Source organism: Streptomyces sp. NPDC050315, assembly GCF_040655775.1.
In the GTDB taxonomy this organism is placed as follows: domain Bacteria; phylum Actinomycetota; class Actinomycetes; order Streptomycetales; family Streptomycetaceae; genus Streptomyces.
This window is the reverse complement of the sequence record NZ_JBFAKN010000001.1, coordinates 493104-517991: the sequence shown is the minus strand read 5'-3', so window position 1 is coordinate 517991 and position 24888 is coordinate 493104. Positions and strand designations below refer to the sequence as shown.

Annotated in this window: 23 protein-coding genes; 15 read left to right on the top strand and 8 right to left on the bottom strand. The window is 71.6% G+C overall.

Annotated features, from left to right (window positions below; translation table 11 throughout):
* Window positions 1-23 precede the first annotated feature (23 nt).
* Window positions 24-806 carry an IclR family transcriptional regulator gene (locus AB0I82_RS02455; protein ID WP_363255168.1) on the bottom strand — a complete coding sequence of 261 codons (783 nt, stop codon included), beginning with the start codon at window positions 804-806 and terminating at the stop codon, window positions 24-26.
* A 222-nt stretch (window positions 807-1028) separates the two neighbouring features.
* On the opposite strand from AB0I82_RS02455, the gene AB0I82_RS02450 reads away from it, so the two are divergent.
* The 3 genes from AB0I82_RS02450 to AB0I82_RS02440 all read left to right on the top strand — a co-directional run bounded on the left by AB0I82_RS02450 (window position 1029) and on the right by AB0I82_RS02440 (window position 2856).
* Entirely contained in the window at window positions 1029-1511 is a 483-nt protein-coding gene (locus tag AB0I82_RS02450; RefSeq protein WP_363255167.1) for a VTT domain-containing protein, read from the top strand.
* A 138-nt stretch (window positions 1512-1649) separates the two neighbouring features.
* The gene (locus AB0I82_RS02445) at window positions 1650-2075 is read left to right on the top strand and encodes a cupin domain-containing protein (RefSeq protein WP_363255166.1); all 426 of its coding nucleotides are present in this window, start codon (window positions 1650-1652) and stop codon (window positions 2073-2075) included.
* Window positions 2076-2106: 31 nt separating this feature from the next.
* Window positions 2107-2856 carry an SDR family oxidoreductase gene (locus AB0I82_RS02440; protein ID WP_363255165.1) on the top strand — a complete coding sequence of 250 codons (750 nt, stop codon included), beginning with the start codon at window positions 2107-2109 and terminating at the stop codon, window positions 2854-2856.
* Here the strand turns inward: AB0I82_RS02440 and AB0I82_RS02435 are convergent.
* The 3 genes from AB0I82_RS02435 to AB0I82_RS02425 are packed head-to-tail and all read right to left on the bottom strand — an operon-like array spanning window position 2754 to window position 7060.
* On the bottom strand, window positions 2754-3752 hold the full coding sequence (locus AB0I82_RS02435) for a LysR family transcriptional regulator (RefSeq protein WP_363255164.1): 999 nt from the start codon (window positions 3750-3752) through the stop codon (window positions 2754-2756). The genes AB0I82_RS02440 and AB0I82_RS02435 overlap by 103 nt on opposite strands.
* Window positions 3753-3773: 21 nt before the next feature.
* The gene (locus tag AB0I82_RS02430; RefSeq protein ID WP_363255163.1) at window positions 3774-4661 is read right to left on the bottom strand and encodes a formylglycine-generating enzyme family protein; all 888 of its coding nucleotides are present in this window, start codon (window positions 4659-4661) and stop codon (window positions 3774-3776) included.
* A 35-nt stretch (window positions 4662-4696) separates the two neighbouring features.
* A complete protein-coding gene (locus AB0I82_RS02425; RefSeq protein WP_363255162.1) occupies window positions 4697-7060 on the bottom strand; it encodes a sulfatase-like hydrolase/transferase in 2364 nt (787 codons plus the stop codon).
* A gap of 254 nt (window positions 7061-7314) precedes the next feature.
* Between AB0I82_RS02425 and AB0I82_RS02420 the strand changes: the two genes are divergently transcribed.
* On the top strand, window positions 7315-8724 hold the full coding sequence (locus AB0I82_RS02420) for an MFS transporter (protein WP_363255161.1): 1410 nt from the start codon (window positions 7315-7317) through the stop codon (window positions 8722-8724).
* Between the two features lie 3 nt (window positions 8725-8727).
* Here the strand turns inward: AB0I82_RS02420 and AB0I82_RS02415 are convergent, their stop codons facing one another.
* A complete protein-coding gene (locus tag AB0I82_RS02415) occupies window positions 8728-9309 on the bottom strand; it encodes a TetR/AcrR family transcriptional regulator (protein ID WP_363255159.1) in 582 nt (193 codons plus the stop codon).
* Window positions 9310-9637: 328 nt separating this feature from the next.
* Here AB0I82_RS02415 and AB0I82_RS02410 point away from each other — a divergent pair, with 328 nt between their 5' ends.
* Genes AB0I82_RS02410 through AB0I82_RS02395 form a run of 4 tightly spaced genes read left to right on the top strand, consistent with a single transcriptional unit; the run spans window position 9638 to window position 14523 of the window.
* A complete protein-coding gene (locus tag AB0I82_RS02410; RefSeq protein WP_031055651.1) occupies window positions 9638-10177 on the top strand; it encodes a 2Fe-2S iron-sulfur cluster-binding protein in 540 nt (179 codons plus the stop codon).
* Window positions 10174-11169, top strand: coding sequence for a xanthine dehydrogenase family protein subunit M (locus tag AB0I82_RS02405; RefSeq protein ID WP_363255158.1), 996 nt, complete (start codon window positions 10174-10176; stop codon window positions 11167-11169). The genes AB0I82_RS02410 and AB0I82_RS02405 overlap by 4 nt, the downstream gene beginning before the upstream one ends.
* Window positions 11166-13331, top strand: coding sequence for a xanthine dehydrogenase family protein molybdopterin-binding subunit (locus tag AB0I82_RS02400; protein ID WP_363255157.1), 2166 nt, complete (start codon window positions 11166-11168; stop codon window positions 13329-13331). Before AB0I82_RS02405 ends, AB0I82_RS02400 begins: the two co-directional genes overlap by 4 nt.
* Window positions 13324-14523 carry an XdhC/CoxI family protein gene (locus AB0I82_RS02395; RefSeq protein ID WP_363255156.1) on the top strand — a complete coding sequence of 400 codons (1200 nt, stop codon included), beginning with the start codon at window positions 13324-13326 and terminating at the stop codon, window positions 14521-14523. Before AB0I82_RS02400 ends, AB0I82_RS02395 begins: the two co-directional genes overlap by 8 nt.
* A gap of 18 nt (window positions 14524-14541) precedes the next feature.
* Here the strand turns inward: AB0I82_RS02395 and AB0I82_RS02390 are convergent, their stop codons facing one another.
* On the bottom strand, window positions 14542-17751 hold the full coding sequence (locus AB0I82_RS02390) for a carboxyl transferase domain-containing protein (protein WP_363255155.1): 3210 nt from the start codon (window positions 17749-17751) through the stop codon (window positions 14542-14544).
* 89 nt (window positions 17752-17840) lie between these two features.
* Between AB0I82_RS02390 and AB0I82_RS02385 the strand changes: the two genes are divergently transcribed.
* Window positions 17841-18536 carry a helix-turn-helix domain-containing protein gene (locus AB0I82_RS02385; protein ID WP_363255154.1) on the top strand — a complete coding sequence of 232 codons (696 nt, stop codon included), beginning with the start codon at window positions 17841-17843 and terminating at the stop codon, window positions 18534-18536.
* 2 nt (window positions 18537-18538) lie between these two features.
* Window positions 18539-20191 (top strand): AMP-binding protein, encoded by a 1653-nt coding sequence (locus AB0I82_RS02380; protein ID WP_363255153.1) that lies wholly within the window; start codon window positions 18539-18541, stop codon window positions 20189-20191.
* On the opposite strand, the gene AB0I82_RS02375 is transcribed toward AB0I82_RS02380, so the two are convergent.
* Together AB0I82_RS02375 and AB0I82_RS02370 are read right to left on the bottom strand one after the other, a co-directional pair.
* Complete coding sequence (locus AB0I82_RS02375; RefSeq protein WP_363255152.1) at window positions 20139-20840, bottom strand: HAD family phosphatase; 702 nt, start codon at window positions 20838-20840, stop codon at window positions 20139-20141. The genes AB0I82_RS02380 and AB0I82_RS02375 overlap by 53 nt on opposite strands.
* Before the next feature lie 24 nt (window positions 20841-20864).
* Window positions 20865-21344 (bottom strand): Lrp/AsnC family transcriptional regulator, encoded by a 480-nt coding sequence (locus tag AB0I82_RS02370; RefSeq protein ID WP_030266714.1) that lies wholly within the window; start codon window positions 21342-21344, stop codon window positions 20865-20867.
* A gap of 160 nt (window positions 21345-21504) precedes the next feature.
* Between AB0I82_RS02370 and AB0I82_RS02365 the strand changes: the two genes are divergently transcribed.
* The 5 genes from AB0I82_RS02365 to AB0I82_RS02345 are packed head-to-tail and all read left to right on the top strand — an operon-like array spanning window position 21505 to window position 24804.
* Window positions 21505-21918: a Fur family transcriptional regulator gene (locus AB0I82_RS02365; RefSeq protein ID WP_030266711.1), complete on the top strand. Its 414-nt coding sequence runs from the start codon at window positions 21505-21507 to the stop codon at window positions 21916-21918.
* A gap of 22 nt (window positions 21919-21940) precedes the next feature.
* Window positions 21941-22963 (top strand): GTP-binding protein, encoded by a 1023-nt coding sequence (locus AB0I82_RS02360; RefSeq protein WP_363255151.1) that lies wholly within the window; start codon window positions 21941-21943, stop codon window positions 22961-22963.
* Window positions 22960-23988 carry a hypothetical protein gene (locus AB0I82_RS02355; RefSeq protein WP_363255150.1) on the top strand — a complete coding sequence of 343 codons (1029 nt, stop codon included), beginning with the start codon at window positions 22960-22962 and terminating at the stop codon, window positions 23986-23988. The genes AB0I82_RS02360 and AB0I82_RS02355 overlap by 4 nt, the downstream gene beginning before the upstream one ends.
* A 32-nt stretch (window positions 23989-24020) precedes the next feature.
* A complete protein-coding gene (locus AB0I82_RS02350) occupies window positions 24021-24464 on the top strand; it encodes a (2Fe-2S) ferredoxin domain-containing protein (RefSeq protein ID WP_363256047.1) in 444 nt (147 codons plus the stop codon).
* A complete protein-coding gene (locus AB0I82_RS02345) occupies window positions 24451-24804 on the top strand; it encodes a metalloregulator ArsR/SmtB family transcription factor (protein WP_363255149.1) in 354 nt (117 codons plus the stop codon). Before AB0I82_RS02350 ends, AB0I82_RS02345 begins: the two co-directional genes overlap by 14 nt.
* Window positions 24805-24888: the final 84 nt, after the last annotated feature.

The window sequence follows — 24888 nt, the reverse complement described above, 5'->3', positions numbered from 1 at the left end:
CGTCAACCCCCGCCGCGCCGCCGTCAGCCGCGCCTGAGATAGCCCTTACGCCACGAGATCTTGTCGCCGGCCGCGATGAGCTGCTCGGCGAGCCCGGGGATCGTGTGGTCATTGATGCGGAACGTCGGACCGGAGATGGTCACGGCGGCGACCACCTGCCCGTTCAGCGACCTGATGGGGGCCGAGAGGGCGGCCAGCCCGATCTCGTGCTCCTCGCTCGTGGCGCCGTAACCCAGTTCGCGTACGGTCTGCAGCTCCTCCTTGAGGAGCGCCGGGTCCGTGATGGTGTGCGGAGTGAACTTCTCCAGTGGCTGCGCGAGGATCTCGGCGGCCTGGTCCTGGGGCATATGAGCCAGGAAGACCTTGCCCGCGGAGGTCGCGTGGATGGGCGTGCGCTTGCCGACCCAGTCGATGCTGGTGATGGCCGCGCTGCTGATCACCTGGTCCACGCTGATGATCGCCTGCCCGTCGTGCACCACCAGATTCACCGTCTCGCCGACGGCCGCGGCGAGCTCCTGGCAGATCGGACGGCTCAGCAGCGACAGATCGCTGCCCTTGGTCGCCCCGCCCGCGAGCTCGACCACGGTGTAGCCGATGCGATACCGCCCGCGTTCGCTGTCCTGCTCGACGAGGCCCCGGGCCTCAAGCGTGGCGAGCAGCCGGAACACGGTCGACTTGTGGACCCCCAGGGCCTCCGCGATGTCGGTGACGCCGGACGGGCCTTGTACGGCCAGTACTTGAAGGATCGAGACGGCTCGATCCACCGACTGCACCGACGTGTCGCGCGCCCGACCCTTGCTGCTCATGCCGGAAGCCTAGCCGAGCGGCCTGCTCCGACCTCCGGCCTTGTCGGCGCGAGGCCGGAGGCCGGGGCAGGGGGCGGGGCTGGGGACCGGGGCAGGGGGCGCCCTGTACTCGCTGTATGGGCGTTCGGTTAACCTGGCTGTGCCGGGTGGTTCTGGTGGGGGGCTTTGCCCGGAATGTCCCAGGCGCAGCGAAACAGACCCGCAGGTGAGAGATGAGGCGTCGTGGATAAGGTCCTGCTCACGGCCGCCGGTCTCTATGCCATCGTCCTGCTGCGAGCCGGCGGGACGTTCGCCGTCGGATGGCTCGCCGGCGCCGGTGCCCGGCGCGGGAAGCTCGCCGCGCGGACCTCCTCGGCCAAGTTCCAACGCGCCGAACGGGCGATCCAACGGTGGGGCGCGCCGGTGGTGGCCGTCTCCTTCCTGACCGTCGGCTTCCAGACCGCTGCCAACTTCCTCGCGGGGAGCATGCGCATGCCCCTGCCGCGCTATCTCCCCGCACTGTTCATCGGGGGAGCGTGCTGGGCACTGGTCTACGCGACCGCGGGCCTCGGCGCACTCGAAATGCTGACAAGGCTCTTCGCCGAGCGAACGGCACTCGGTGTGGCCGCGGTGGCCGCCCTGCTCGTCGCGGTGTGCGGCGTGGTGCTGTACCGGCGGCGGAGCGCCGCCCGGACACCCCGGAAAACCGCCGCCGAAGACGTCTGAAAAGGCCGCGGCCGAAGACTCCTGAAACGTGTCCGGATCGGCGCTCACCGAGCGTGTCGGTGCGTTGAACAATGGACCTCCTCTCAAGGGTGCTCGCGAACCGTCGCACCGGAACCGGCACTGCAGGAGGGATCCGTCATGCCTGAATCCGGCGAGCAGCCGCGGTCGGAGGCGTGGAAGACCGCGCTCACCGTGCTGCAGGAGGTCACCCCGCCGGCCATCCCGGAGGGCGCGCATGTGATGACCGTCCAGATCGCATACCCGCCCGGCGACCCGGGCACTCCGCCGCACCGCCACCCCGGACCGGCCTTCGGTTACGTACTGGAGGGCGAGATGCGCTTCGAGCTGGAGGGCGAGCCGGAGCGGATCGTCCGCGCCGGGGAAACGTTCTGGGAGCCGGGCGGGGACGTCATCCACTACCAGGACGGCAACAGCCGCACCGACACGCCCCTGCGCTTCCTCGTCACCATGCTCTGCGTACCGGGCCGGCCCATGCTGACCCTGGTCGACGACGACGAACTGAAACAGCGCGCCCACCTGCGCGCACCCCGGCCGCCGTCCTGAAGCGGCGCCGTCGAGGCAAGGAGTACACGACGTGAAGATCGTGGTCATCGGAGGCACCGGCCTCATCGGCAGCAAGGTGGTCGGCAAGCTCAACGACCGTGGGCACGAAGCGGTGCCCGCCGCACCCAACACAGGCGTCAACACCCTCACCGGCGAGGGCCTCGCCGCCGCGCTGGCCGGGGCTGAGGTGGTTGTGGACGTGACCAACTCACCCTCCTTCGAACCGTCGGCGGTACTGGACTTCTTCACCACCTCCACCCGCAACCTGCTGGCCGCCGAAGTGACGGCGGGCGTGGCGCACCACGTGGCGTTGTCGATCGTCGGCATCGACGCCCTGCCCGACAACGGCTACTTCCGGGCGAAGGTGGCCCAGGAACAGCTGATCAAACAGGGGCCGATCCCTTACTCCATCGTCCGGGCCACGCAGTTCTTCGAATTCGTCAAGGGCATCGCCGACACCGCCACCGACGGCGACACCGTGCGCGTGCCGCCCGTGCTCTTCCAGCCCATGGCGGCCGACGATGTCGCCGACGCCGTGTCCAGGGCCGCCATGGACGCCCCGTTGAAGGGCACCATCGAGGTGGCCGGGCCCCAGCAGTTCCGCTTCGACGAGCTCGTCGCCGAAGCGCTGCGTGCCTGGCACGACCCGCGGACCGTCGTCCCCGACCCGCACGCCCACTACTTCGGTTCCGAGCTGGCGGAGCGCAGCCTCGTCCCCGATGACGGGCGCGCCCGGCTGGGCGGGACCCGCTTCGACGACTGGCTGCGCCGCTCTTCCTGAAGCCGCTCCTCCTGCGTACGGCACGCGAGGTCCACGAAGGCCTGGGCGGCCGGTGCCAGTGGGCCCGACCGCCACACCAGTCTGCCGCGCCGCAGCAACCGCGGACGGGTGGACAGCATCCGGGCACCGCGAAGCGCGGCGTCGGCGGCCATGGATGTCGTCAGCAGGGCCGCGCCCGCACCGGCGAGCACCAGCGGCACGATCATCGCCCGGTGAGCCGTTTCCACCACGATCCGCGGTGTGGTGTCGGCCTTCGCGCATACCTCGTCGAGGGTGTCCCGGGTCGCCGTGCCCGGCGGTGTGACGATGAGGCCCAGTGCGGCCAGTTCCCGCAGGCCGATGGTGCTCGGCTGCGGGTGGGGGTGGTCCGGGGGCAGTACGACATGCATTTCCTGCTCGGGGAGTTCGGTCCCGCACAGCTCCGACGCGGCCGCCGTTGTCTGCACGGAAGCGTCCACCAGCCCGAGTTCACACTGACCGGTGCGCACCATCTGCACCACCTCGGAGCCGCGCTCCGGGTCGATGACCCGCACGGTGACCTTGGGATGCGCGGCGTGGAAGCGGCCCAGCAGATCGGCCAGCGGGTCGACCGCCAAGGTGGTCTGCGAGACGATGTCCAGCCGCCCGCCGCTGAGACCGAGTACCTCGCGCACCGACGACGTGGCCGTGGACAGGTCGCGCAGCACCTGGAGGGCAGGCCCCACGAGCGCCTCGCCCGCCGCGGTGAGCGCGACGCCGTGCGGCAGGCGGTGGAAGAGGCTGCCGCCCAGTTCGCGTTCCAGCGCCCGGATGGAGTGGGAAAGCGACGGCTGGGCGACGTGCAGGGCATGCGCGGCCGAGGTGAAACCACGGTGTTCGACGACGGCGATGAAGTACTCCAGCTGGCGTCGTTCCACTGCCTGCCCACCTTCCTCAGATCAGCCCGGGTCCAGGGCGCACCGGAAACCCACGTTGCCGATGGCCGAATCCGGGGTCAGCCCTTGTCGTGCGGCGACACGGTAGCGGCGGCAGTAGGACTCGTGACAGAGGTAGGAGCCGCCCTTGGCGACGCGCTCCGACGCGGCGGCCGGTCGGTACGGCGACGCGTGCGGCCCGCCGGCGCGCGACGAGAAGCGGTCCGCGCACCACTCCCAGACGTTGCCGGTCGTGTTGTACAGGCCGAACCCGTTCGGCTCGAAGGCGGTCACCGGGCACGTGCCGTACCAGCCATCGGCCCGGGTGTTGTGGGCGGGGAAGTCGCCCTGCCACACATTCATCCGGTGCTGCCCGTCCGGTACGAGCTCATCGCCCCAGGGGAACACCTTGCCGTGCAGGCCCCCGCGGGCGGCCCGTTCCCACTCCGCCTCCGTGGGCAGGCGCTTGCCGGCCCAGGCACAGTAGGCACGGGCGTCGTGCCAGTCGAGGTGGACGACGGGATGGTCAGGCCGGCCGGCCACGGTGGAGTGCGGCCCCTCCGGATGCCGCCAGTCGGCGCCCTCGACCTGGCGCCACCACGGCGCGCTCACCACACCCCTGGTGGGCGGGAAGTCGTCCGGGAGCAGACCGGCGAAGACGAACGACCAGCCGATCCGCTCGGCACCGGTCCGGTATCCCGTCTCCGCGGTGAACCGGCCGAAGTCCGCGTTGGACACCGCGCAGGCGTCGATCCAGAAAGCATCGACGTACACGCTCCGGACCGGCCCCTCGCCATCGGCGGGGTAGGCGAGCGCGTCCTCGCTGCCCATGAGGAACGTACCGGCGGGCACCGCCACCATGCCCTCGGTCGTCGCCCGGCGGCCGGCTTCCGGAGCCGGTGGGCGAGCCATGGCCCGCCCACCACCACCGGACGGTGCGCAGCAGCTCACTGTGCCCCCATCACACGCCGGTGCAGTCCGCCGTCGCATTCGGCCGGGTCGGCGGCCGCGCCGTCCAGGTCGATGCGTACCGAGTGGATCGTCCCGGTGAACTCGTTGTCGATGACCGGGTAGTCGTCGGTCACCGGTGTGCTCAGGTCCACTCCGACGTTCAGCGTCTCGTCGAAGGAGAAGTAGTACGGAATGGTCTGCTCGACCCGCCCGGTCGCCTGCTTCTCACCGTCCACCACGAGCACCGCGGTCCCGCCCTTGCCGAGACCTCCACCGTCGTAGTCGAACTCCAGCCGCACCTCGTGCCGTCCCGGTGCCAACGCCGTCCCACTGCGCACGGTGTACAGGTGCATCCCGAAGTAGTTGTAGACATACGACGGCCTGCCGTCCGCCATGTACAGGGACCAGCCGCCGAACCGGCCGCCCTGCGCGATGAGTACGCCGTTGGCCTCTGCCGTGTCCGGTATGCCGATGTCGGCCGTGATGCTGTGCGAGCGATTCTTGACGTTGGGAGTGGTCTCCTCGGTGAAGCGCCGCATTCCGCCGCGGTAGGTCACGGACGTCCGGTCGCCGAGCAGGTCGATGCGCCCGGCCACGGCGGGGTTCTCCCGTTCGGTGACCCGGTCGTCCAACGGGAAGACCTGGTACTTCGCTGCCTCGATCAGAAACAGATCCTGCAACTCCCGTATCTTCTCGGGGCGTTCGGCGGCGAGATCGTGTGCCTGGCTCCAGTCGCTGTTCAGGTCGTACAGTTCCCAGATGTCGTCGGCGAACCGCCTGCCGTGTGTCGGCACCATCTCCCACGGGACGCCGTGCCGGGTGACCGCCATCCACCCCTCGTGGTAGATGCCGCGATTGCCGCACATCTCGAAGTACTGCGTCCGGTGCCGCTCGGGTGCCTGCGGATCGGCGAGCGTCTCCCGCATGCTCGTTCCCTCGATGGGTTGTTGCGCCACCCCGTCGACGCTGTACGGCGCCGGGACGCCCACACAGTCCAGAACCGTCGGCAGTACATCGATCACGTGGGTGAACTGGTGCCGGAGCCCACCGCGCTCGGCGCCGCCGCGCGGCCAGTGCAGGATCATGCCGTCCCGGGTGCCGCCGAGATGCGAGGCGACCTGCTTGGTCCACTGGTACGGCGTGTTCAGCGCCAGCGCCCAGCCGGCCGGGGCGATCGGATAGCTGCGGGGGCCGCCGATCTCGTCGATGTGCTCGATCATCTCGTCCGGATCGTCCACCACACCGTGCCCGAGCCGGTGCTCGACGATCGTCCCCTCGATGCCGCCCTCGCCCGAAGCACCGTTGTCACCGAGGATGTAGACGAACAGTGTGTTGTCCAGCTCGCCGAGCTCCTCCAGCGCGGCGGTGAACCTGCCGACCTGCGCATCGGCATGCTCGGTGAACCCGGCGAAGGTCTCCATGAACCGGGCGGCGAGGCGGCGCTGATTGTCGGTCAGCTCGTCCCAATGCGGCACGCCCTCGGCCCAGTTGGCGAGTTCCGTCTCCTCGGGGACGACGCCGAGCTCCTTCTGCCGCTGCAGCGTGAGTTCCCGTTGCCGGTCCCAGCCGTGGTCGAAGCGGCCGCGGTACTTCTCCTGCCACTCGGGCCCGACATGCAGGGGAGCGTGCGCGGCGCCGAGCGCGAGGTAGGTGAAGAACGGCCGGTCGGGAGTGAGCGTGCGTTGCGTGCGCACCCAGTCGATGGCGTGGTCGACGAGGTCCTCGGTGAGGTGGTAGCCGTCCTCGGGGCGGCGATCCGGTTCGACCGGGGTGGTGCCCTGGTACAGCAGCGGGTACCAGTGATTCATCTCGGCACCCATGAAACCGTAGAAGGTGTCGAACCCTTCTCCGGTCGGCCAGCGGTCGAACGGCCCGACCGCACTGATCTCGCGCGGCGGGGCCCGGTGCCATTTGCCGAACGCCGCCGTGCTGTAGCCGTTGCCCTGCAGTATCTGGGCCATGGTCGCCGCACTCCGGGGCCGGAACCCGTTGTACCCGGGCGCCGCGGTGGCCATCTCGGTGGTGCCGCCCATGCCGACCGAGTGGTGATTACGCCCCGTCAGCAGGGCCTGCCGGGTCGGCGAGCACAGCGCCGTCACATGAAAGCGGGTATAACGCAGACCATTATCGGCGAGTTTCTCGGCGGCCGGCATCTCGCACGGCCCGCCGAATGCGCTGGAGGTACCGAATCCGAGGTCGTCGACCAGCACGATCACCACATTCGGAGCGTTTTCCGGGGGCGGTACCGGGCCGATGGGAGTGAACGGCGCCTCCTGGTCGTGGATGTCGAGCACGGTGGTCAGTGGTCGGCGTGCGTCCGGTCGCGGTAGGACGTGCCGGGCGGCAGTGAAATCGGTCATCTGCGTAAAGTGGCAGCCTCTCCGGGGCAGGTCAACCACACAGCGGAAAGCTGCCGGAACGCATTATGAATGCGGTCAGTAGAAATCTTTTATACCGCCAGCGGAAGACGCCGAGAGGGCACGCCGGGGCGATCTGCCGCCCGTTTGGTCGTGGTCGCCTCGTTGACTGCGCGCGGCGCGAGAGCGGAGTATTCCCTTTCGATTTCTCCAATAAATCGACAGGCGAAAAGCATGGCCTTCGACGGGAGTCCGATGTGAAGATCGATGTGATCGAAGAAGCCCCAGTAGGCCCCTTCCACCGAAAGCTGCTCGTGGCCTGCTGCGGCGGGCCATTGCTCGACGGCTATCTGCTCAGCATCGTCGGCGTCGCGCTCGGCGACATGACCCGGGATCTGGGGCTGAGCGGTTCCACCGCCGCGCTCATCGGCGTCGCCGCGATCGTCGGCATGTTCTTCGGCGGTCTGCTGATCGGCCCGCTGGCCGACATCGTCGGCCGGCGGACGATGTACACCATCGACCTCGCCACGCTGTTCATCGCCTCGCTGGCGTCCCTCGTCACCACCGAGCCATGGCAGATTGTCGCCCTGCGCTTCCTGATCGGCTTCGCGATCGGCGCCGACTACCCGATCGCGACGGCACTGCTCACCGAGTGGTGTCCGCGCCGGCAGCGGGTCCGTGCCATGGGGTGGGTGATCATGGCCTGGTACTTCGGCGCGATGGCCGCGTACGTCGTCGGCTACCTCATCGCGCTCGCCGTCCCCGAAGGCGGCTGGCGTTGGATGCTCGCCAGCTCCGCGGTCCTCAGCGCGATCGTGCTCGCCCTGCGGCACGGCACGCCCGAGTCGCCCCGGTGGCTCATCGACAAGGGCCGCGTCGACGAGGCCCGCGAGCTGATCCGGTCCGTCCTGGGCGCTGACGTCAGCCGGGAGCAGCTGCTGGAAGCCCGTACGGAGAACATCCGGCGCGGCAGCGTCCGCGCCCTCTTCCGCGGCGTCTACCTGCGGCGCCTGCTGTTCGTTTCGCTGTTCTACACCTGCCAGGTGATCCCGATGTGGGCCATCTACGTCTTCGGTCCGCAGCTGCTCGGTGCGTTCGGGTTCGACGCGCTCACCATCGGCACCGTGGGCTCGGCGCTGGTGAGCCTGCTGTTCCTGGTGGGCTGCGTACCGGCGATGCGGCTGCTGGAGTCCGTGGGCCGCCGCCCGATGATCACCTGGTCCTTCGGGCTGATGACGATTCCGCTGCTGGTCCTCGGGCTGTGGAACGACGCGCCGGTCGCGGTGGTGCTCGGGTGCTTCTCGCTGTACGCCTTCTTCGCCGGAGCGCCCGGCATCCTGGAGTGGCTCTACCCCAACGAGCTGTTCCCCACCTCCATCCGGGCCACGGCGGTGGGCATGGTGGTGGCGCTCAGCAAGATCGGAGCCGCCGTCGGCACCTACCTGGTGCCGATGTCGCTGACGCACTGGGGAGTGTCCGGAACGATGTACGCCGGGGTGGCCATCACCGTGGTCGGGCTGGTCGCGTGCGTCGCCTGGGCGGAGGAGACCCGGGGCCGGACCCTGGAGGACGCCGCGAGCGCCGGTGGTTCCACCCGGCCGTCCCCGTCCCCGTCCCCGGCCGCGGACGGCGAGCCGGCCGCACCCCCGGCGGCGCAGCAAAGCTGAGGTTCAGGACCGCCCCGGTGCCCCCGCGCGGAGGCCGTCCATGACGAGGTCCAGGAGGCGGGTGGCGCGGGACTCCCAGTCGCCCTGGGCGCCGATCTGCCAGAGGCCGGCGATGGCGAGTATGAAGTCGTCGGGGGTCACCCCCGGACGGATGGTGCCGGCCTCCTCGTTCGCGTTCAGCAGGAGCGCGACGGCCGAGGTCAGCGGGGCGTGCCCCAGGCCGGCCAGGCTGCCCTGGGAGCAGGTGGCCTTGCGCATCGCGTCGGCGAGGCCCGCCTTGGCCATGGCGTACTGGGCGAGGCGGCTCATCCACTCCCGCAGCGCCTGGTCCGGCGGGCGGGTTTCGAGCAGCTGGGCCGCGGCGTCGGCGACCTGCTGCATCTCGTACCGGTAGACCTCCAGGACGAGGGCCTCGCGGCTGGGGAAGTTGCGGTAGAAGGTCCCCTGTCCGACGCCTGCCTTCTTGGCGATCGTGCTCAGCGGGGCGTCCGCCGAGCGGGTCAGTTCGGCCAGTGCCACTTCCAGGATGCGCTCGCGATTCCGTTGCGCGTCCGAGCGCAGTGGTGGGTCGTTCGGCTGCTGCACTCGTCCTCCTTCCGAGAACCGCGGACGGGAAACACCGCCGGGCGGGCCTTGCTAAGCGGACAGCTGTCCGGTAGGTTCCAGTGTTACGGACAGTTGTCCGCTTAGGCTCACCATAGCGGCAGATGACGGGGGAGTGGACGGCCGGTGGCGACCGAGACCGGTGCAGAGTCCGGCCCGCCCTTCCCGCACGCGGCGCGCCCGCCCGCGTGACGGGACCGTACAGTCCTCCGCCCGGCCGCGCCGACCACCACACCGCCCCGCGTCCAGTCGCCCACCGTGTACCCACACGGTGCCCACCGCGCACCACACACGCGAAAGAAGGCTGTTCATGGCCCCATCGACGTCCAGCGCCATCACCTTGCACGTCAACGGAGAGAAGTACACGCTGCCCGTCGACCACCGCACCACCCTGCTCGACGCGCTGCGCGAGCGGCTCGATCTGACAGGTACGAAGAAGGGGTGCGATCAGGGGCAGTGCGGCGCCTGCACGGTGCTGCTCGACGGGCGGCGGGCCGTGTCCTGCCTGCAGCTCGCGGTGGCCGCCGAGGGGCGCGAGATCACCACCATCGAAGGCGTGGCCGACGGCGATCAACTGCACCCGGTGCAGCAGGCGTTCGTCGACCTCGACGGTTACCAGTGCGGCTACTGCACGCCGGGGCAGATCTGTTCGGCCCTCGCCGTGATCGAGGAGCACGCGGCGGGCTGGCCGAGCGCCGTGACCGACGACGTACGGCCCGAAGCGGGACCGCCGCCGCTCACCGCCGACGAGATCCGGGAACGGATGAGCGGCAACCTGTGCCGCTGCGGTGCGTATGTGTCCATCGTCCAGGCGGTCGCGCGCGCGGCCGGGGTGGAGGCCGCGGTATGAAGGAATTCGGTTACCAGCGCGTCCTCGACGTCCCCGGCGCGGTCGCGCTGCTCGGCGCCGAGCCCGACGCGCGCTTCCTCGGCGGCGGCACCAACCTCGTCGACCTGATGAAGACCGGCGTGGAGCGGCCCGGACTGCTCATCGACGTACGGGACCTGCCCCTCGACCGGATCGAGGCGACGGACGACGGCGGTCTGCACATCGGTGCGACCGTCACCAACAGCGACCTCGCGGCGCACCCCGAAGTACGCCGCCGTTACCCGGCGTTGGCGCAGGCCGTGCTGGCCGGTGCCTCGGGGCAGCTGCGCAACATGGCGACGGTCGGCGGGAATCTGCTCCAGCGCACCCGCTGCGGCTACTTCACCGACACCGCCAAGCCGTGCAACAAGCGTGCCCCCGGCAGCGGTTGCCCCGCCATCGAGGGCGAGCACCGCAACCACGCGATCCTCGGCGCTTCCACGCACTGCATCGCCACCCACCCCTCGGACATGGGGGTCGCGCTCGCCGCCTTCGACGCGATCGTGACGTACGAAACGGCCGACGGACCGGGGGAGTTGCCGCTCTCGGAGTTCTACCTCCCGGTGGGCGACACCCCGCATCTGGAGACCGCCCTGCCGACCGGCGCGCTGATCACCGGCGTCACCCTGCCGCCGGCGCCGGTCGCCGCCGTCTCGCGGTACCGCAAGGTGCGCGAGCGCGCCTCCTACGCCTTCGCCATCGGCTCGGTCGCCGCGGCGCTCGACATCCAGGAGGACGGGACCGTACGCGATGTACGCCTCGCCTTCGGTGCGGTGGCGTCCCGGCCGTGGCGTGCGCTGACGGCCGAGCGGGTGCTGACCGGTGGTCCGGCGACCGCCGAAGCCTTCGCCGCCGCCGCGGACGCCGAGCTGGCGGCCGCCGAGGCGCTGCCCGACAACGGATACAAGGTGACACTGATGCGCAACCTCGTCACAGCCGTACTCACCGAGCTCGCCGAGGAGGCCGCCCGATGACCACGATGACCGGAACCCCGGCCGTGACGGGGGCCGTTGGCACCGCGCACACGCGCGTCGAGGGCGTCGCCAAGGTCACCGGAGCGGCGCGTTACGCGGGCGAGATCCCCTACGCCGAGCTCGCGCACGGCTGGCTGGTGGTCTCCACCGTCGCCCGCGGCCGCATCCGCTCCATCGGCGCCGACGCCGTACTGGCCATGCCCGGCGTACTGTCCGTACTGCACCACGGGAACGCGCCGCGCCTCGACATCGACTACGTGGGGCTGCTCGGGCGGCCCGACCCGACCCTCGCGGTCTTCCAGGACGACCGTGTGCCGTACCTGGGCTGGCCGGTGGCGCTGGTCGTCGCCGAGACCTCCGAGCAGGCCAGGGAGGCCGCGGAGGCGCTGGTGGTGGAGTACGACGAGGAGCCGCACGACGTCGCGTTCGCCGCGGGCCGGGACGGTACGTACACCCCGGAGAACTCCGCCGTGGAGAAGGGTGACGTCGAGGCCGAACTCGCCGCTTCCGCCGTCGTCCTGGACGCGGAGTACACCACGCCCGAAGAGCACCACGCCATGATGGAGCCGCACGCGGCGATGGCGCGCTGGGAGGACGGCCGGCTCGAGGTCGTCGACTCCAACCAGGGCACCATGTGGGTGGCGGCCGAGCTCGCGAACCTCTTCTCCCTCGACCCGACCTCGGTGCGGGTGCGTTCCGAGCACGTCGGCGGCGGCTTCGGATCCAAGGGAATCCGGGTCCACCAGGTGTGCGCGGTGATGGCCGCGACCGCCCTCCAGCGCCCGGTACGCGTCGTACTGACCCGCCGTCAGATGTTCTCGCTCACCGGCTACCGCAGCCCCACCGTGCAGCGGGTCCGGCTCGGCGCCGACGCCGACGGGCGACTGCGCGCGTTCGCCCATGAGGCCCAGAACCTCTCGTCGACCGTGCACGAATTCATCGAGCCGAGCGCCGCCGTGGGCCGTGCGATGTACGCCTCCGACGCGCACCACTCCGTCAACCGCGTCGTACGCCTCGACGTCCCGACCCCGACCTTCATGCGTGCGCCGGGCGAGGCACCGGGCTCCTTCGCGATGGAGTGCGCGCTCGACGAACTCGCCGAGAAGTGCGGCGTCGACCCGATCGCGCTGCGAGTACGGAACGAACCGGACGCGGGGCCCGTCTCCGGCCTGCCGTTCAGCAGCCGCAACCTGCTCGCCTGCTTCGAAGAGGGCGCCCGCCGGTTCGGCTGGGCCGACCGCGACCCGCGCCCCGGCGTGCGCCGCGAAGGGCGCTGGCTGCTGGGTACGGGCGTGGCGGCGGCCTCGTTCCCCTCAAATGCGATGCCCTCCACCGCCGCCGTGACGGCCGAGGCGGACGGCACCTTCACCGTGCGGATCAACGCGGCGGACATCGGGACCGGTGCGCGGACCGCGCTCACCCAGATCGCCGCCGACGCGCTGGAGGTGGAGCCCGGCCGCGTCCGTACCCGGATCGCGGACAGCGACTTCGGCCCGGCCATGATCGCGGGCGGCTCGATGGGCACCCGCTCCTGGGCCTGGGCGGTCACGGGCGCGGCGAAGGAACTCCGGGAGAAGCTGGCGCTCGGCGGCACCGTCCCGCCCGAGGGCATCACCGTACGGTCGGACACCTCGGAGGCCCTCGCCGCGCTGGCCCAGAAGGAGCGGTACTCCTTCGGGGCGCAGTTCGCCGAGACCGCGGTGGACGTCACGACCGGCGAGGTCCGCGTACGCCGGATGCTCGGCATCTTCGCCGCGGGCCGGATCGTGAACCCGCTGACCGCACGCAGCCAGCTCGTCGGCGGGATGACCTGGGGCCTGTCCATGGCGCTGCACGAGGAGGCGGTACGGGACGCGGCCTCGGGCGGCCACGTCGGCGCCGACCTCGCGGGCTACCACGTCGCCGCCAACGCCGATGTGCCGCTCATCGAGGCCGACTGGGTCGAGGACACCGACGCGGACGACCCGGTCGGCATCAAGGGCGTCGGCGAGATCGGCATCGTCGGAGCCGCCGCGGCGATCGCCAACGCGGTCTGGCACGCGACCGGCGTACGCCACCGCCACCTGCCGATCCGCCCGGACCGCGTCCTGCTGGCGGGCGCCGTGGCACCGGCCGGTGCGGGTGTGAGCGTGGGCGCCGGTGCCGAGGGCCCGGATGCTTGACATCGCCGCCGAGCTGGACCGGTGGATGCGTGAGGACCGCGAGTTCGCCGTGGCGAGCGTCGTGGCCGTGGGCGGCAGCGCGCCGCGCCGGCCCGGCGCCGCCCTCGCCGTCGACAGCGACGGCACGGCGATCGGCTCGGTCTCCGGCGGCTGCGTGGAAGGCGCCGTGTACGACCTGTGCGTGCAGGCCCTCCAGGACGGCACGACGGTACGCGAACGCTTCGGCTACAGCGACGAGGATGCCTTCGCCGTCGGCCTGACCTGCGGCGGAGTCATCGAGGTCCTGGTCACACCGGTACCCGCCGACGCCCCGGACAGGGCGGTCCTCGCGGCCGCCCTGTCCGGCGCGGCCGGCGGCGAGCCGACGGCCCTCGCCCGCGTGGCCGCGGGTCCCCCCGAACTGCTGGGCAGGGCACTTCTGGTCCACCCGGACGGCTCGTACGAAGGCAGCCTCGGGGGCCCGCACGAGGGCGCTCCCGGTGGCCCGTACGAGGGCCGTCACGAGGACTCGTCCGGTCCCGACTCACCCGGGGGCGGTTTCGGCGGCGGGCACCCGGAGCTCGACCGTACGGCCGCGGCCGAAGCCCGAGCCATGCTGGACGTGGGCCGCACCGGCACCCTCGACATCTCCGAGGACGGATCGCACTGCCCGGGCGGCGTAACGCTGTTCGTCGAATCCAGCGTCCCGCCACCCCACATGATCGTCTTCGGCGCCATCGACTTCGCCGCGGCTCTCGTCCGTACGGGCAAGTTCCTCGGCTACCACGTCACCGTCTGCGACGCCCGCGCCGTCTTCGCCACGCGGGCCCGCTTCCCCGATGCCGACGACATCGTCGTCGACTGGCCGCACCGTTACCTCGAACGCACCGAAACCGACGACCGCACGGTCCTGTGCGTGCTCACCCACGACGCCAAATTCGACGTCCCCCTGCTGACAACGGCCCTGCGGCGACCGGCCGCGTTCATCGGCGCGATGGGCTCACGCCGCACCCACGAGGACCGCAACCGCCGCCTCCGCGAAGCCGGCCTCACCGACCAGGACCTGGCCCGCCTCCACTCCCCGATCGGCCTCGACCTCGGCGCCCGCACCCCCGAAGAAACCGCCCTCTCCATCGCCGCCGAAATCATCGCCACCCGACATGGGGGTACGGGGGCACCACTGACCGGCCTGCGGACGCCGATCCATGCCTGATCCCGGCCGCCCCGTCGCTCACCACGTATCCACGAACCCCCTTGAGCTCGGCGGCAGTTCCTCCGCCCGATACCCCTCCAACGCCGCCACAACCCACTCCCGGGACCCCGCCGGATCGATGACCGCGTCGATCTCCAGCGCCGCCGCCGCGTTCAGGGCCTTGCCGTGTTCGTACAGTTCGGCGACCCGGGACTCGAACGCGTGCCGGCGCTCGTCCGGGTCCGTGATGGCCTCCAGTTCCTTGCGGTAGCCCAGGCGGACCGCGCCCTCCAGGCCCATGCCGCCCAGTTCGCCCGTCGGCCAGGCCGCGGTGGCCAGTGGTGCGCGGGTCGAGCCGCCCATCATTGCCATCGCGCCGAGGCCGTACGCCTTGCGGAGGATCAGTGAGACGACGGGGACGCGGAGGTTGGCGCCGGTGACGAAGAGGCGGGAGAAGTGGCGGACGGTCGCGGTCCGTTCGGCGTAGGGGCCGACCATGAAGCCGGGGGTGTCGCAGAGGGCCAGGACCGGCAGTCCGAAGGCGTCGCAGAGTTGGAGGAAGCGGGCGGCCTTGTCGGCGGCGTCGCGGTCGATCGCGCCGCCGAGGTGTTCCGGGTTGTTGGCCAGCAGACCCATTGGGCGCCCCGCGACCCGTACCAGGGCCGTCACCACGCCCGTACCGAACCCGGCCCGCAGCTCCAGCACCGAGCCGGTGTCGGCCAGCCCGTCGATCACCCGGCGGACGGGATACGCGCGCCGCCGGTTCTCGGGGATGGCGTGTCGCAGGAGTCGCGGGTCGGGGGCCTCCCAGTCCTCCGCCGGGCCGCGGAAGTACGACAGGTAACGCTTGGCCGCGCGCACCGCCTCGGCCTCGTCCGCGACGGGTATGTCCACTACGCCGTTCGGGACCTGTACGGACAGCGGGCCGACCTCCTCGGGTGCGTACACGCCGAGCCCGCCGCCCTCGATCATCGCCGGGCCGCCCATTCCGATCGACGCCTCGGGCGTCGCGATCACCACATCGCAGCAGCCCAGCAATGCGGCATTGCCCGCGAAGCAGCGCCCGGACGCGATGCCGACCAGCGGGACCAGACCACTCAGCCGCCCCATCTGATGGAACGTCATGATGTCGAGGCCGGCGATCGAGGCGGTGTCGGTGTCGCCGGGGCGGCCGCCGCCGCCCTCCGCGAACAGTACGACGGGCAGCTTCCGCTGCTCGGCCACGCCCAGCAGGCGGTCGGTCTTGCGGTGGTTGTTGTGACCCTGTGTGCCTGCGAGGACGGTGTAGTCGTACGACATCGCCACGCATGGCGCGCCGTCGACCGTCCCGGTACCGGTGACCATGCCGTCGGCCGGTGTCGAGGCGATCAGGTCGTCCAGCGAACGCCGCCTGCGCTGCGCCGCGATCGCCAGCGCGCCGAACTCCGTGAAGCTGCCCTCGTCGCACAGGTCGTCGATGTTCTCGCGCGCGGTCCGGCGGCCGAGTTCGTGCCGCTTGGCGACCGCCTCCGGGCGCTGCGCGTCGAGCCCGACCGCGTGCCGGGCCAGCGCTTCCGCGAGATCGGGCCGGATGGCGTCCGGGTCGGTCTCCGCGGTGGCCGCCTCATCGGCCGCATCGCCAGCGACCGGCTCCAGGACCACCAACGCCTGCCCCTCGGCGGCCGTGTCGCCGACCGCCGCCCGTACGGACCGTACGATCCCCGCAGTCGGTGCCGTGACGACGTGCTCCATCTTCATCGCTTCGAGCACGAGGAGCTGGGCGCCCGCCGGTACGGTGTCGCCGGGTGCCACCTCCACCGTGACGACGGTCCCGGCCATGGGCGCGACCACCGCGCCGTCCTCGTCGGGCTCCGCTGCCGCCGCCGGCTCGTCGTGGTCGGCGACCAGCTCGGGCAGATGCTCGGTCACCCAGGACGTGTCCGTGCCGCCCGCCGCGAACTCCGGATGGCCCAGCACCGCCCGCAGCAGCGGAATTCCGGTCCGTACGCCCTCCACGGCGAACTCCGCGAGCGCCTGCCGGGAGCGCTCGCAGGCCGTCGCGAAGTCCGCTACCGGCACCCGCGTGACGACCTTCGCCAGCAGCGGGTCATAACGCGCGCCGACCGTCAGCCCGCCGCGCGCACCGGTGTCCACCCGCACGCCTGGCCCGGTCGGCACCTCGAAGCGGGTCAGCGTGCCGGCCGAGCCGCGTACCGTACCGTCCGCCGCCGTCACCTCGGCGTTGACCCGCGCCTGTACGGCGAAGCCGCGCGCCGCGGGCGGCCCGTCGGCCAGCCCCAGATCGGCCAGCGTCGCCCCGGCCGCCAGCCGCAGCTGCGCGTCGACCAGGTCCACGCCCGTCACTTCCTCGGTGACGGTGTGCTCCACCTGGAGCCGCGGATTGGCCTCCATGAAGTGGTACTCCTCGCCGCTCACGAGGAATTCGAAGGTGCCGACGCCTGTGTAGCCCACTTCGCGCGCCATTCGCAGTGCGCACTCCAGCAGCCGGTCGCGGACGTCCGCCGGCAGTGCGGGTGCCGGCGCGATCTCGATGAGCTTCTGGTGGCGGCGCTGGGCCGAGCAGTCCCGCTCCCATACGTGGGTGACCGCCCCCGTGGCGTCGCCGATGACCTGTACCTCGATGTGCCGGGCCCCGGTCAGCAGCCGTTCGACGTACAACTCGCCGCGCCCGAAGCCCTGTACCGCCTCCGAACGGCAGCGTTCCCACACCTCGGCCAGCTCGGCCGCGTCCCGCGCCCGCCGCATCCCGCGGCCGCCGCCCCCGCCGAGCGCCTTGACCATCACCGGGCCGCCCGCGCCGGGCCCTTCGGCCAGGAACGCGCGGGCCTCGTCGAGCGTTGTCGGGCCGCCGGTGCCCGGCAGTACGGGTACGTCCAGGGACTCCGCGAGCGCCCGGGCCCGCGCCTTGTCACCGAAGAGCCCGAGCACCTCGGGGGAGGGGCCGACGAATACGGTGCCCGCCTCGGCGCAGGCCCGCGCGAAGTCGGCGTCCTCGCTGAGGAAGCCGTATCCGGGATGCACGTACGCACAGTCGGCCTCCCGGGCGACGGCCAGCAGGGCCGCCGCGTCGAGGTAGGCGGCGGGCCCGGAACCGGGCAGTGGATGCGCCTCGTCGGCGAGCCGGACGTGCGGGGCCGCCGCATCGTCCTCCGCGTACACCGCGACGCTCCGCAGTCCGGCCGCTGCCGCGGCACGCACCACCCGGACGGCGATCTCCCCGCGATTGGCGACGAGTACGGCTGACCCCATTGAGCAAGCACCTCCACGCAGTGACCCAGGCCCTGAGACGGCGCTGTCATAGTCATTGACATTGGCGTCAACGTCAATATGGTCATGGCGTGGCAAACAGAGAACAGTCCGCACCCGCCTCCGATCAGTCGCCGTCCGGGCGCGGACACCGGCCCTGGGCGACCCGCACGGCGCGCGACCGCAGCGACACGCCCGTGCGCCACCGGTTGCTGGACGCCGCCGAGGCGGTCTTCGCGCGCCGCGGTTACGGGCCCGCCACCATCGCCGACATCGCCGCCGAGGCCGAGCTGTCCCGCGCGGGGTTCTACGTCTACTTCGCGTCCAAGGAAGAGATCTTCCAGGTGCTCGCGGCGCGCGTACGGGACGCCTTCCTCGCCGCGCAGGAAGTGCCGGACACCGACCCGGACGACGTGCGGGCCGTCGCGCACGACTCCATGGCCGCCTTCATCGCCGCCTACGCCGAGCACCTCCCGCTGCTCCGGCTGATCGAGCAACAGGCACAGGGCGATACGGAGATCGGCGCACTGTGGGAGGAGATCGACCGGCGGCCGACCCGGCGCACCGCCCGCTACATCCGCCGGGTGACTGCCGCGGGCGCCGCGTCGCCGGTCGCGGACCCGTCGGCGGTCGCCACGGCGGTCGGCGGGATGTGCGTGCGCTTCGCCCGGCTGGTGGCGGAGGACCCGGACAGGTACGAGGACGCCGTACGCGATGTCACCGCCATGTACCTGCACTTGCTCAGGCCGTACGACCCAGAGGGACACCAGGCGATACCGGAGGAGTAGCAGTGAGCCGCGCGACGCGTATCGAGCACCATCTGAACGATCTCCGCACCCGACAGGACCGGGCCCGCCGCGGCCGGCAGCCGGACGCCATCCGGCTCCGGGCCGGCGAACGGACCGTGCCCGGCTATGTGCACCACTGGGCCACCGTGGCCCCCGACCGCCCGGCCCTGGTCTTCGACGGCCGCGAGATCACCTACCGGGAGCTGGACGAGGCGTCCGACCGCCTCGCGGGATGGCTGGCGGAGCGCGGCGTGCAGCCCGGCGACCGGGTCGGCGTCCACCTCCCCAACTGCCCGCAGTTCCTCGTCGCGATGCTCGCCGTACTGCGCCTCGGCGCGGTCCACGTACCGGTCAATCCCATGTTCAAGGCGGCCGAACTCCGCCACGAACTGACCGACGCCGGAACCCGCCTGGTCATCTCGCGTACCGAACTGACCCCGGCCATCGAGGAGATACGCGCGGACACTCCCGTACGCGAGGTCCTCCTCGCCGACACCGGCGCCTGGGACGACGCCCTCGCGCACGCCCCGTACGGCCGGATCGCCGACGACCTGGACGCGCTCGCCGCGCTCAACTACACCGGCGGCACCACCGGCATGCCCAAGGGCTGCGAACACACCCAGCGCCACATGGTCTACACGGCCACCGCCATCGACTCCGGCCGCGCTCCGGAGCTCGCCCCCGAAGGCATCGTCTCCCTCTGCTACCTGCCCATTTTCTGGATCGCGGGCGAGAACCTGGGCATCCTCGCGCCACTGGTCTCCGGCGGCACGAGCGTGCTGCTGCCCCGCTGGGACCCGGCCGCCGTCCTCGACGGTCTGGAGCGGTACAGAGTCGCCACGATGGCCGGCACGGTCGAGAACTATCTCGAACTCCTGGACCACCCGGACCTCGCGGGGCGTGACCTGTCCGCCTTCACCGCACCGCTCACCGTGTCCTTCATCCGCAAGCTCACCCCGGAGATCCGCGACCGCTGGCGCCGCGCCGTCGGCGACCACAGCGTGCTCCGCGAGGCCTCGTACGGCATGACCGAGACGCACACCAGCGACACCTCCACCCTCGGCTTCCAGGACGGCGACCGCGACCTGCTGTCCGAGCCGACCTTCTGCGGGCTGCCCGTCCCCGGTACGGACATCATGGTCGTGGACTTCGCCACCGGCGAGCCGCTGCCGCTCGGCGAGCGCGGCGAGATCGTCGTCCGCGGCCCGTCCGTCCTCACCCGCTATTGGCGTGCCCCCAAGGCCACCGAGACCGCCCTCCGCGACGGCTGGCTGCACACCGGCGACATCGGCTCCCTCGACGAGGACGGCTGTCTGCACTACCTCGGCCGCGACAAGGACATGATCAAGGTGAACGGCATGAGCGTCTTCCCGACCGAGGTGGAGACGCTGCTCGGACGGCACCCGGACGTGCTGGCCGCGGCGGTCGTGGCCGTACCGGACGAGCGGCGCGGCCAGCGCCCGTACGCCTACGTCCGCACCGTCCCCGGCAGCACGCTCACCGCCGAGACCCTGACGGAGTGGGCGGGCGCGGAGATGGCCGCCTACAAGCTGCCCGCCATTGAATTGACCGGTGAGTTGCCGCTCACCGCCACCGGAAAGATCAAGAAGACGGAGCTGGCCGAGCGAGCCATGCGTACGCGGCCTGCGCCGTGAACTCCCGCTGACCGCCCCTGAAGAGGAGCCCGGCGGCCTCGAACGCCGGGTCTCCGGCGGTCCCCGCCACGTACGGGATCGCGATGCACCGCATCCCGGCGCGGCGCGCCGCCTCCGCACCGGGAGGTGCGTCCTCCATCACGACGCAGCTCTCCGGCGCCACCCCCAGCCGCCGGGCCGCCTCCAGGAAGACATCGGGCTCGGGCTTGCCGCGCCCCACCTCCTCGGCCGACACCCGCGTACTGAGCATCGCGTCCAGATCCGTGCACTTCAGTACGGCGTCGATCGCGGCCCGGGACGAGCCGGACGCCACCGCGACCGGGTGCCCCGCCGCGTGCAACTGCTCCACGAAGGCCCGCATCTCCGGGAAGACCTCGGTCTGCGCCCCGGCCAGCTCCAGATAGATCGCGTTCTTCCCGGCCAGCAGCTCGCTGACGGGCGCGTCGATTTCGTACTCCTTCTTCAGCATCTCCAGCGTCTCGCGCGTCCCGATGCCGATGAACCGCGTGTGGTGCTCCCAGGTGAAGTCCTCGACTCCGTAACGGGCGAGCAGCCGCCGCCCCGCCTCGTAGTAGTTGGGCTCGCTGTCGACCAGGGTGCCGTCGAGGTCGAAGATGACGGGCGTGCGGGAAGGGGCTTCGGTGGTCATGCCCCCAGCATGCCAAGCCCGCGGTCAGCGTGGTGCCGCGGCCCCGCCGACGTCCTCCACCAGCGGCAGCAGCCGGTGCGGCACGCGCTCGCGCAGCGCCACCTCGGTGCGCGTCCGCACCACCCCCGGCATGTTGATCAGCTGCTGGATCACGTCCTCCAGATGCGCCGCGTCCCGCGCCACCACCTTGGCCAGCAGGTCGCCGCCGCCCGTGGTCGAGAACGCCTCGATGATCTGCGGCACCTCGGCCAGCAGCGCCGCGACCTCCTCCAGGTGCCCCTGCGTGACCTCGATGTGCGCGAAGGCGGTGACCGGGTGTCCGAGCGCGGCGGGGGAGAGCCGCGGCCCGTACGCGGTGATCACACCGTCCCGCTCCAGCCGGTCCAGCCGCGCCTGCACCGTGCCGCGCGCGACACCGAGGATGCGCGCGTACTCCCGCACGCTCGTCCGCGGCTGCTCCAGCAGCAGCCGGAGGATCCGGGCGTCGAGTGCGTCCACGGCCATGGCGAACGGCCTCCTTACAGGTGGTGCGGTGCGGTACCGGTCGATCGTCTCCAGTCTGCGGTGTGCCGCCCCGACCTGCGACAGCGGGGCGGACGACGCCCGTGACACATGAACAGCCCCTCATATGGACATGGAATTCATTTTCATTTAGGCTTTCGACATGACCGGTGCCAAGCCTTCGCCGACGCGGAACACCCCGCAGCGGGCCGCGGTGCTGCGTGCGCTCGGTAACTGCCAGGACTTCGTCTCGGCCCAGATGCTGCACGCCCGTCTGGTCACCGCGGACTGCGCGGTCGGCCTCACGACGGTCTACCGCGCGCTCCACCAACTCCAGGCCAGTGGCCAGGTGGACGTCGTGCGGGACGGGACGGGCGAGCGGCTGTACCGCAGACGCAGCACCGCCGGCCATCAGCACTACCTCCTGTGCCGCGACTGCGGTCACAGCCGTCCGGTCGACTCGCGCGTGGTCGAGCGGTGGGCCGAACGCATCGGCGAGACCAGTGGTTTCACCGATGTCGAGCACACCGTCGAACTGACCGGCGTCTGCGGCCGCTGCCGGCCCACCGCCCACTGACACCTACTCAGAAGGACGCCCCATGACCGAAACCGCCGACGCCGCCGCACGTGACGGGCGGGTGCCCGTCACCGTACTGACCGGCTTTCTCGGTTCCGGCAAGACCACCCTGCTCAACCGCATCCTCACCGAGCAGCACGGGATGAAGATCGCCGTCATCGAGAACGAGTTCGGCGAGGTCGGCATCGACGACGCGCTCGTGCTCGACGCCGAAGAAGAGATCTTCGAGATGAACAACGGCTGCATCTGCTGCACCGTGCGCGGGGACCTCATCCGCATCCTCGGCGCGCTGATGCGCCGCCGCGAGAAGTTCGACCACATCCTCATCGAGACCACCGGGCTGGCCGATCCGGCGCCCGTCGCGCAGACCTTCTTCATGGACGACGAGATCGCCGCCCAGCTGCGGCTGGACGCCATCGTCACGCTCGTCGACGCGGCCCACGCCATCCAGCACCTCGACGAGGTGAAGCCCGAGGGCGTGGAGAACGAGGCCGTGGAGCAGGTCGCGTTCGCCGACCGGATCGTCCTCAACAAGACCGATCTGGCGGACGAGACGACCGTCGCGGAGGTGGTCTCCCGCATCCGGGCGATCAACGCCGCCGTACAGATCATCCCGGCCCGGCACGCGGCGGTGGACCTCAAGGAGGTCATGGACGTCGGCGCGTTCGACCTGGCGCGGGTGCTCAAGGACGACCCGGAGTTCCTCACCGAGACCGAGCATCAGCACGACACCAGCGTCACCTCGGTCGGCTTCGAGCTGACCGGCGAGCTGGACGAGGCCCGGCTCAACCGCTGGCTCGGCGCGCTGCTGCGCACCAAGGGCGCGGACATCTTCCGCAGCAAGGGCATCCTCGCCCTCGCCGGTTCGCCGAAGCAGTACGTCTTCCAGGGCGTCCACATGCTGCTGGACGGGCAGTTCGGGCGGGAGTGGCAGCCGGATGAGGCCCGGCGGAGCAAGCTGGTCTTCATCGGCCGCGGGCTGGACCGCGACCAGTTGGCGCAGGGCCTGTCCGCCTGCCTGACCACCGCGGGAGCCGCCGCGTGAGCGCCCCCGCCCTTGATGTGCCGCTTGCCTGGGAGGCCACCGTCGAGGACGCGCCCGTCGCGCTCTCCGTGCGGGCCGGGACCGTCGCGGTGGCCGGTGCCGACGGCCGCGTCTGGACGCTGGACGCCGCCGCCGGCTCCGTACGGCCCGCGCTCGAACTGCCCGGCGGCGCGCTGGCCGTTGCCCTCTCGCCTGACGGCCGCCACCTCGTGGCCACGGGCCCGACCGGATACGGAGTGCACGACCGGGACACCGGCCGTACCGTACTGACCGAGACGGGCGCCTGGTCGGCCACCGCCGTGTGGGCGGACGGCGGACAGCGGGTGGCCGTGGCACGCGGACGGCAGGCGCTGGTCCTGGACGCGCAGGGCGAACAGCAGTGGGCCACCGCGCCGGCGCCCAGTACCGTCACCGACCTGGCCTGGCTGCGCGGCGGACGGCGGCTGGCGGTCGCCGCGTACGGAGCGGTGCGCTGTCACGAGCGGCACACCGCCGAACCCGTGATCAGCTATCCGTACACCGGCTCCCACCTGGCGCTCGCCGTGGCGCCGACCGGCCGTTGGATCTGCAGTGGCAACCAGGACGCGTCGATCCACATCTGGCGCACCCGGGACGCCAGTGAACTGACCATGTCCGGTTACCGCGAGAAGGTCTCCCGGCTCGCGTTCGACGACACCGGCTTCTGGCTCGCCGCCGACGGCGCGCCGGACGTCACCGTGTGGGACTTCTCCGGCAAGGGACCCGCCGGTACGGCGCCGCGCTCGCTGAGCGCGCACCGGAAGGTCACCGCGCTGGCCTGGCGGCCCGGCGGCGCCGGCCACCTCGCCACCGGCGGCGACGACGGCACGCTCGCCCTGTGGCACGCCACGTCGGGCCGCCCGCAGGCCAGGCTCTCCCCGGCCCGCACGCTGCCCGGCGGGTCGGCGGTCAGCGCGCTGGCCTGGGCCGGCTCCGAACTGCTGGTCGTGGCGTACCGGGACGGTGCGGTACGGGCCGTACAGGTGCCGCCGGGGGTGACGCTGTGAGCCGCCCGGCGGGGCGGCAGGGCCGGGCCGGGCTGTCGGGCACGGCGGCGCAGGTGGTGGTCGGCGCCGCCCGCGACCGGCCGTGCACGCTGGTCGTCTGCCGGGGCTGCTGCTGCGGCAACGCACGCAAGCACCGCGGCTTCGACCACGACGGACAGCTGGCCCGGCTCCACGCGGCGGCCCGCGCCTCCGAAGGCCGCCTCGCGGTCCGTACGACCGACTGCCTCGGCCCCTGCGACCAGGCGAATGTCCTCGTCGTCCAGCCGTCCGCGGCGGGGCGGCGGAACGGCGGCCGGGCCGCGTGGATCGGCTTCGCGATGAGCGAGGACGCCACCGAGGACGTCCTGCGGTGGGCGGCCGACGGCGGCCCCGGCATCGCCGCGCCGCCGCCCGCACTGGAGCTCCAGTTCATCCGGCCACCGGGTGCGGCGCAGCAGGGCCGGGCGGCAGGCAGGCGCGGCCGTGCCCGCCGCTGACGCGGAAACCGGCGAAGAGGAGGGGGTGGCCCTGGACGCGGCGACCGCGACGGTCGTCGCGGCCACCCTGCAGGCCCTGGCCGCCCCCTCCCGGCTGCTGATCCTCGCTGCGCTGCGGAACCGCCCGCACCCGGTCTCCGAGCTCGCCGCGGAGATCGGCATGGCCCAGTCCGCCGTCTCCCACCAGCTGCGGCTGCTGCGCACTCTGGGCCTGGTCAGCGGCCACCGCGAAGGGCGGCGCATCGTCTACCGGCTGTACGACGACCATGTCGCCCAGCTCCTCGACGAGGCCCTGCACCACACCGAACACCTCCGCCTGGGCCTGCGGGGCCTGCCCTGATCACGGTGCGTGACAGCCCGGCAATTCACCGTGGCGTAACCGTGCATTTGTTCCGAGTCACCCCTACGTCACCTCGCCAGGGCA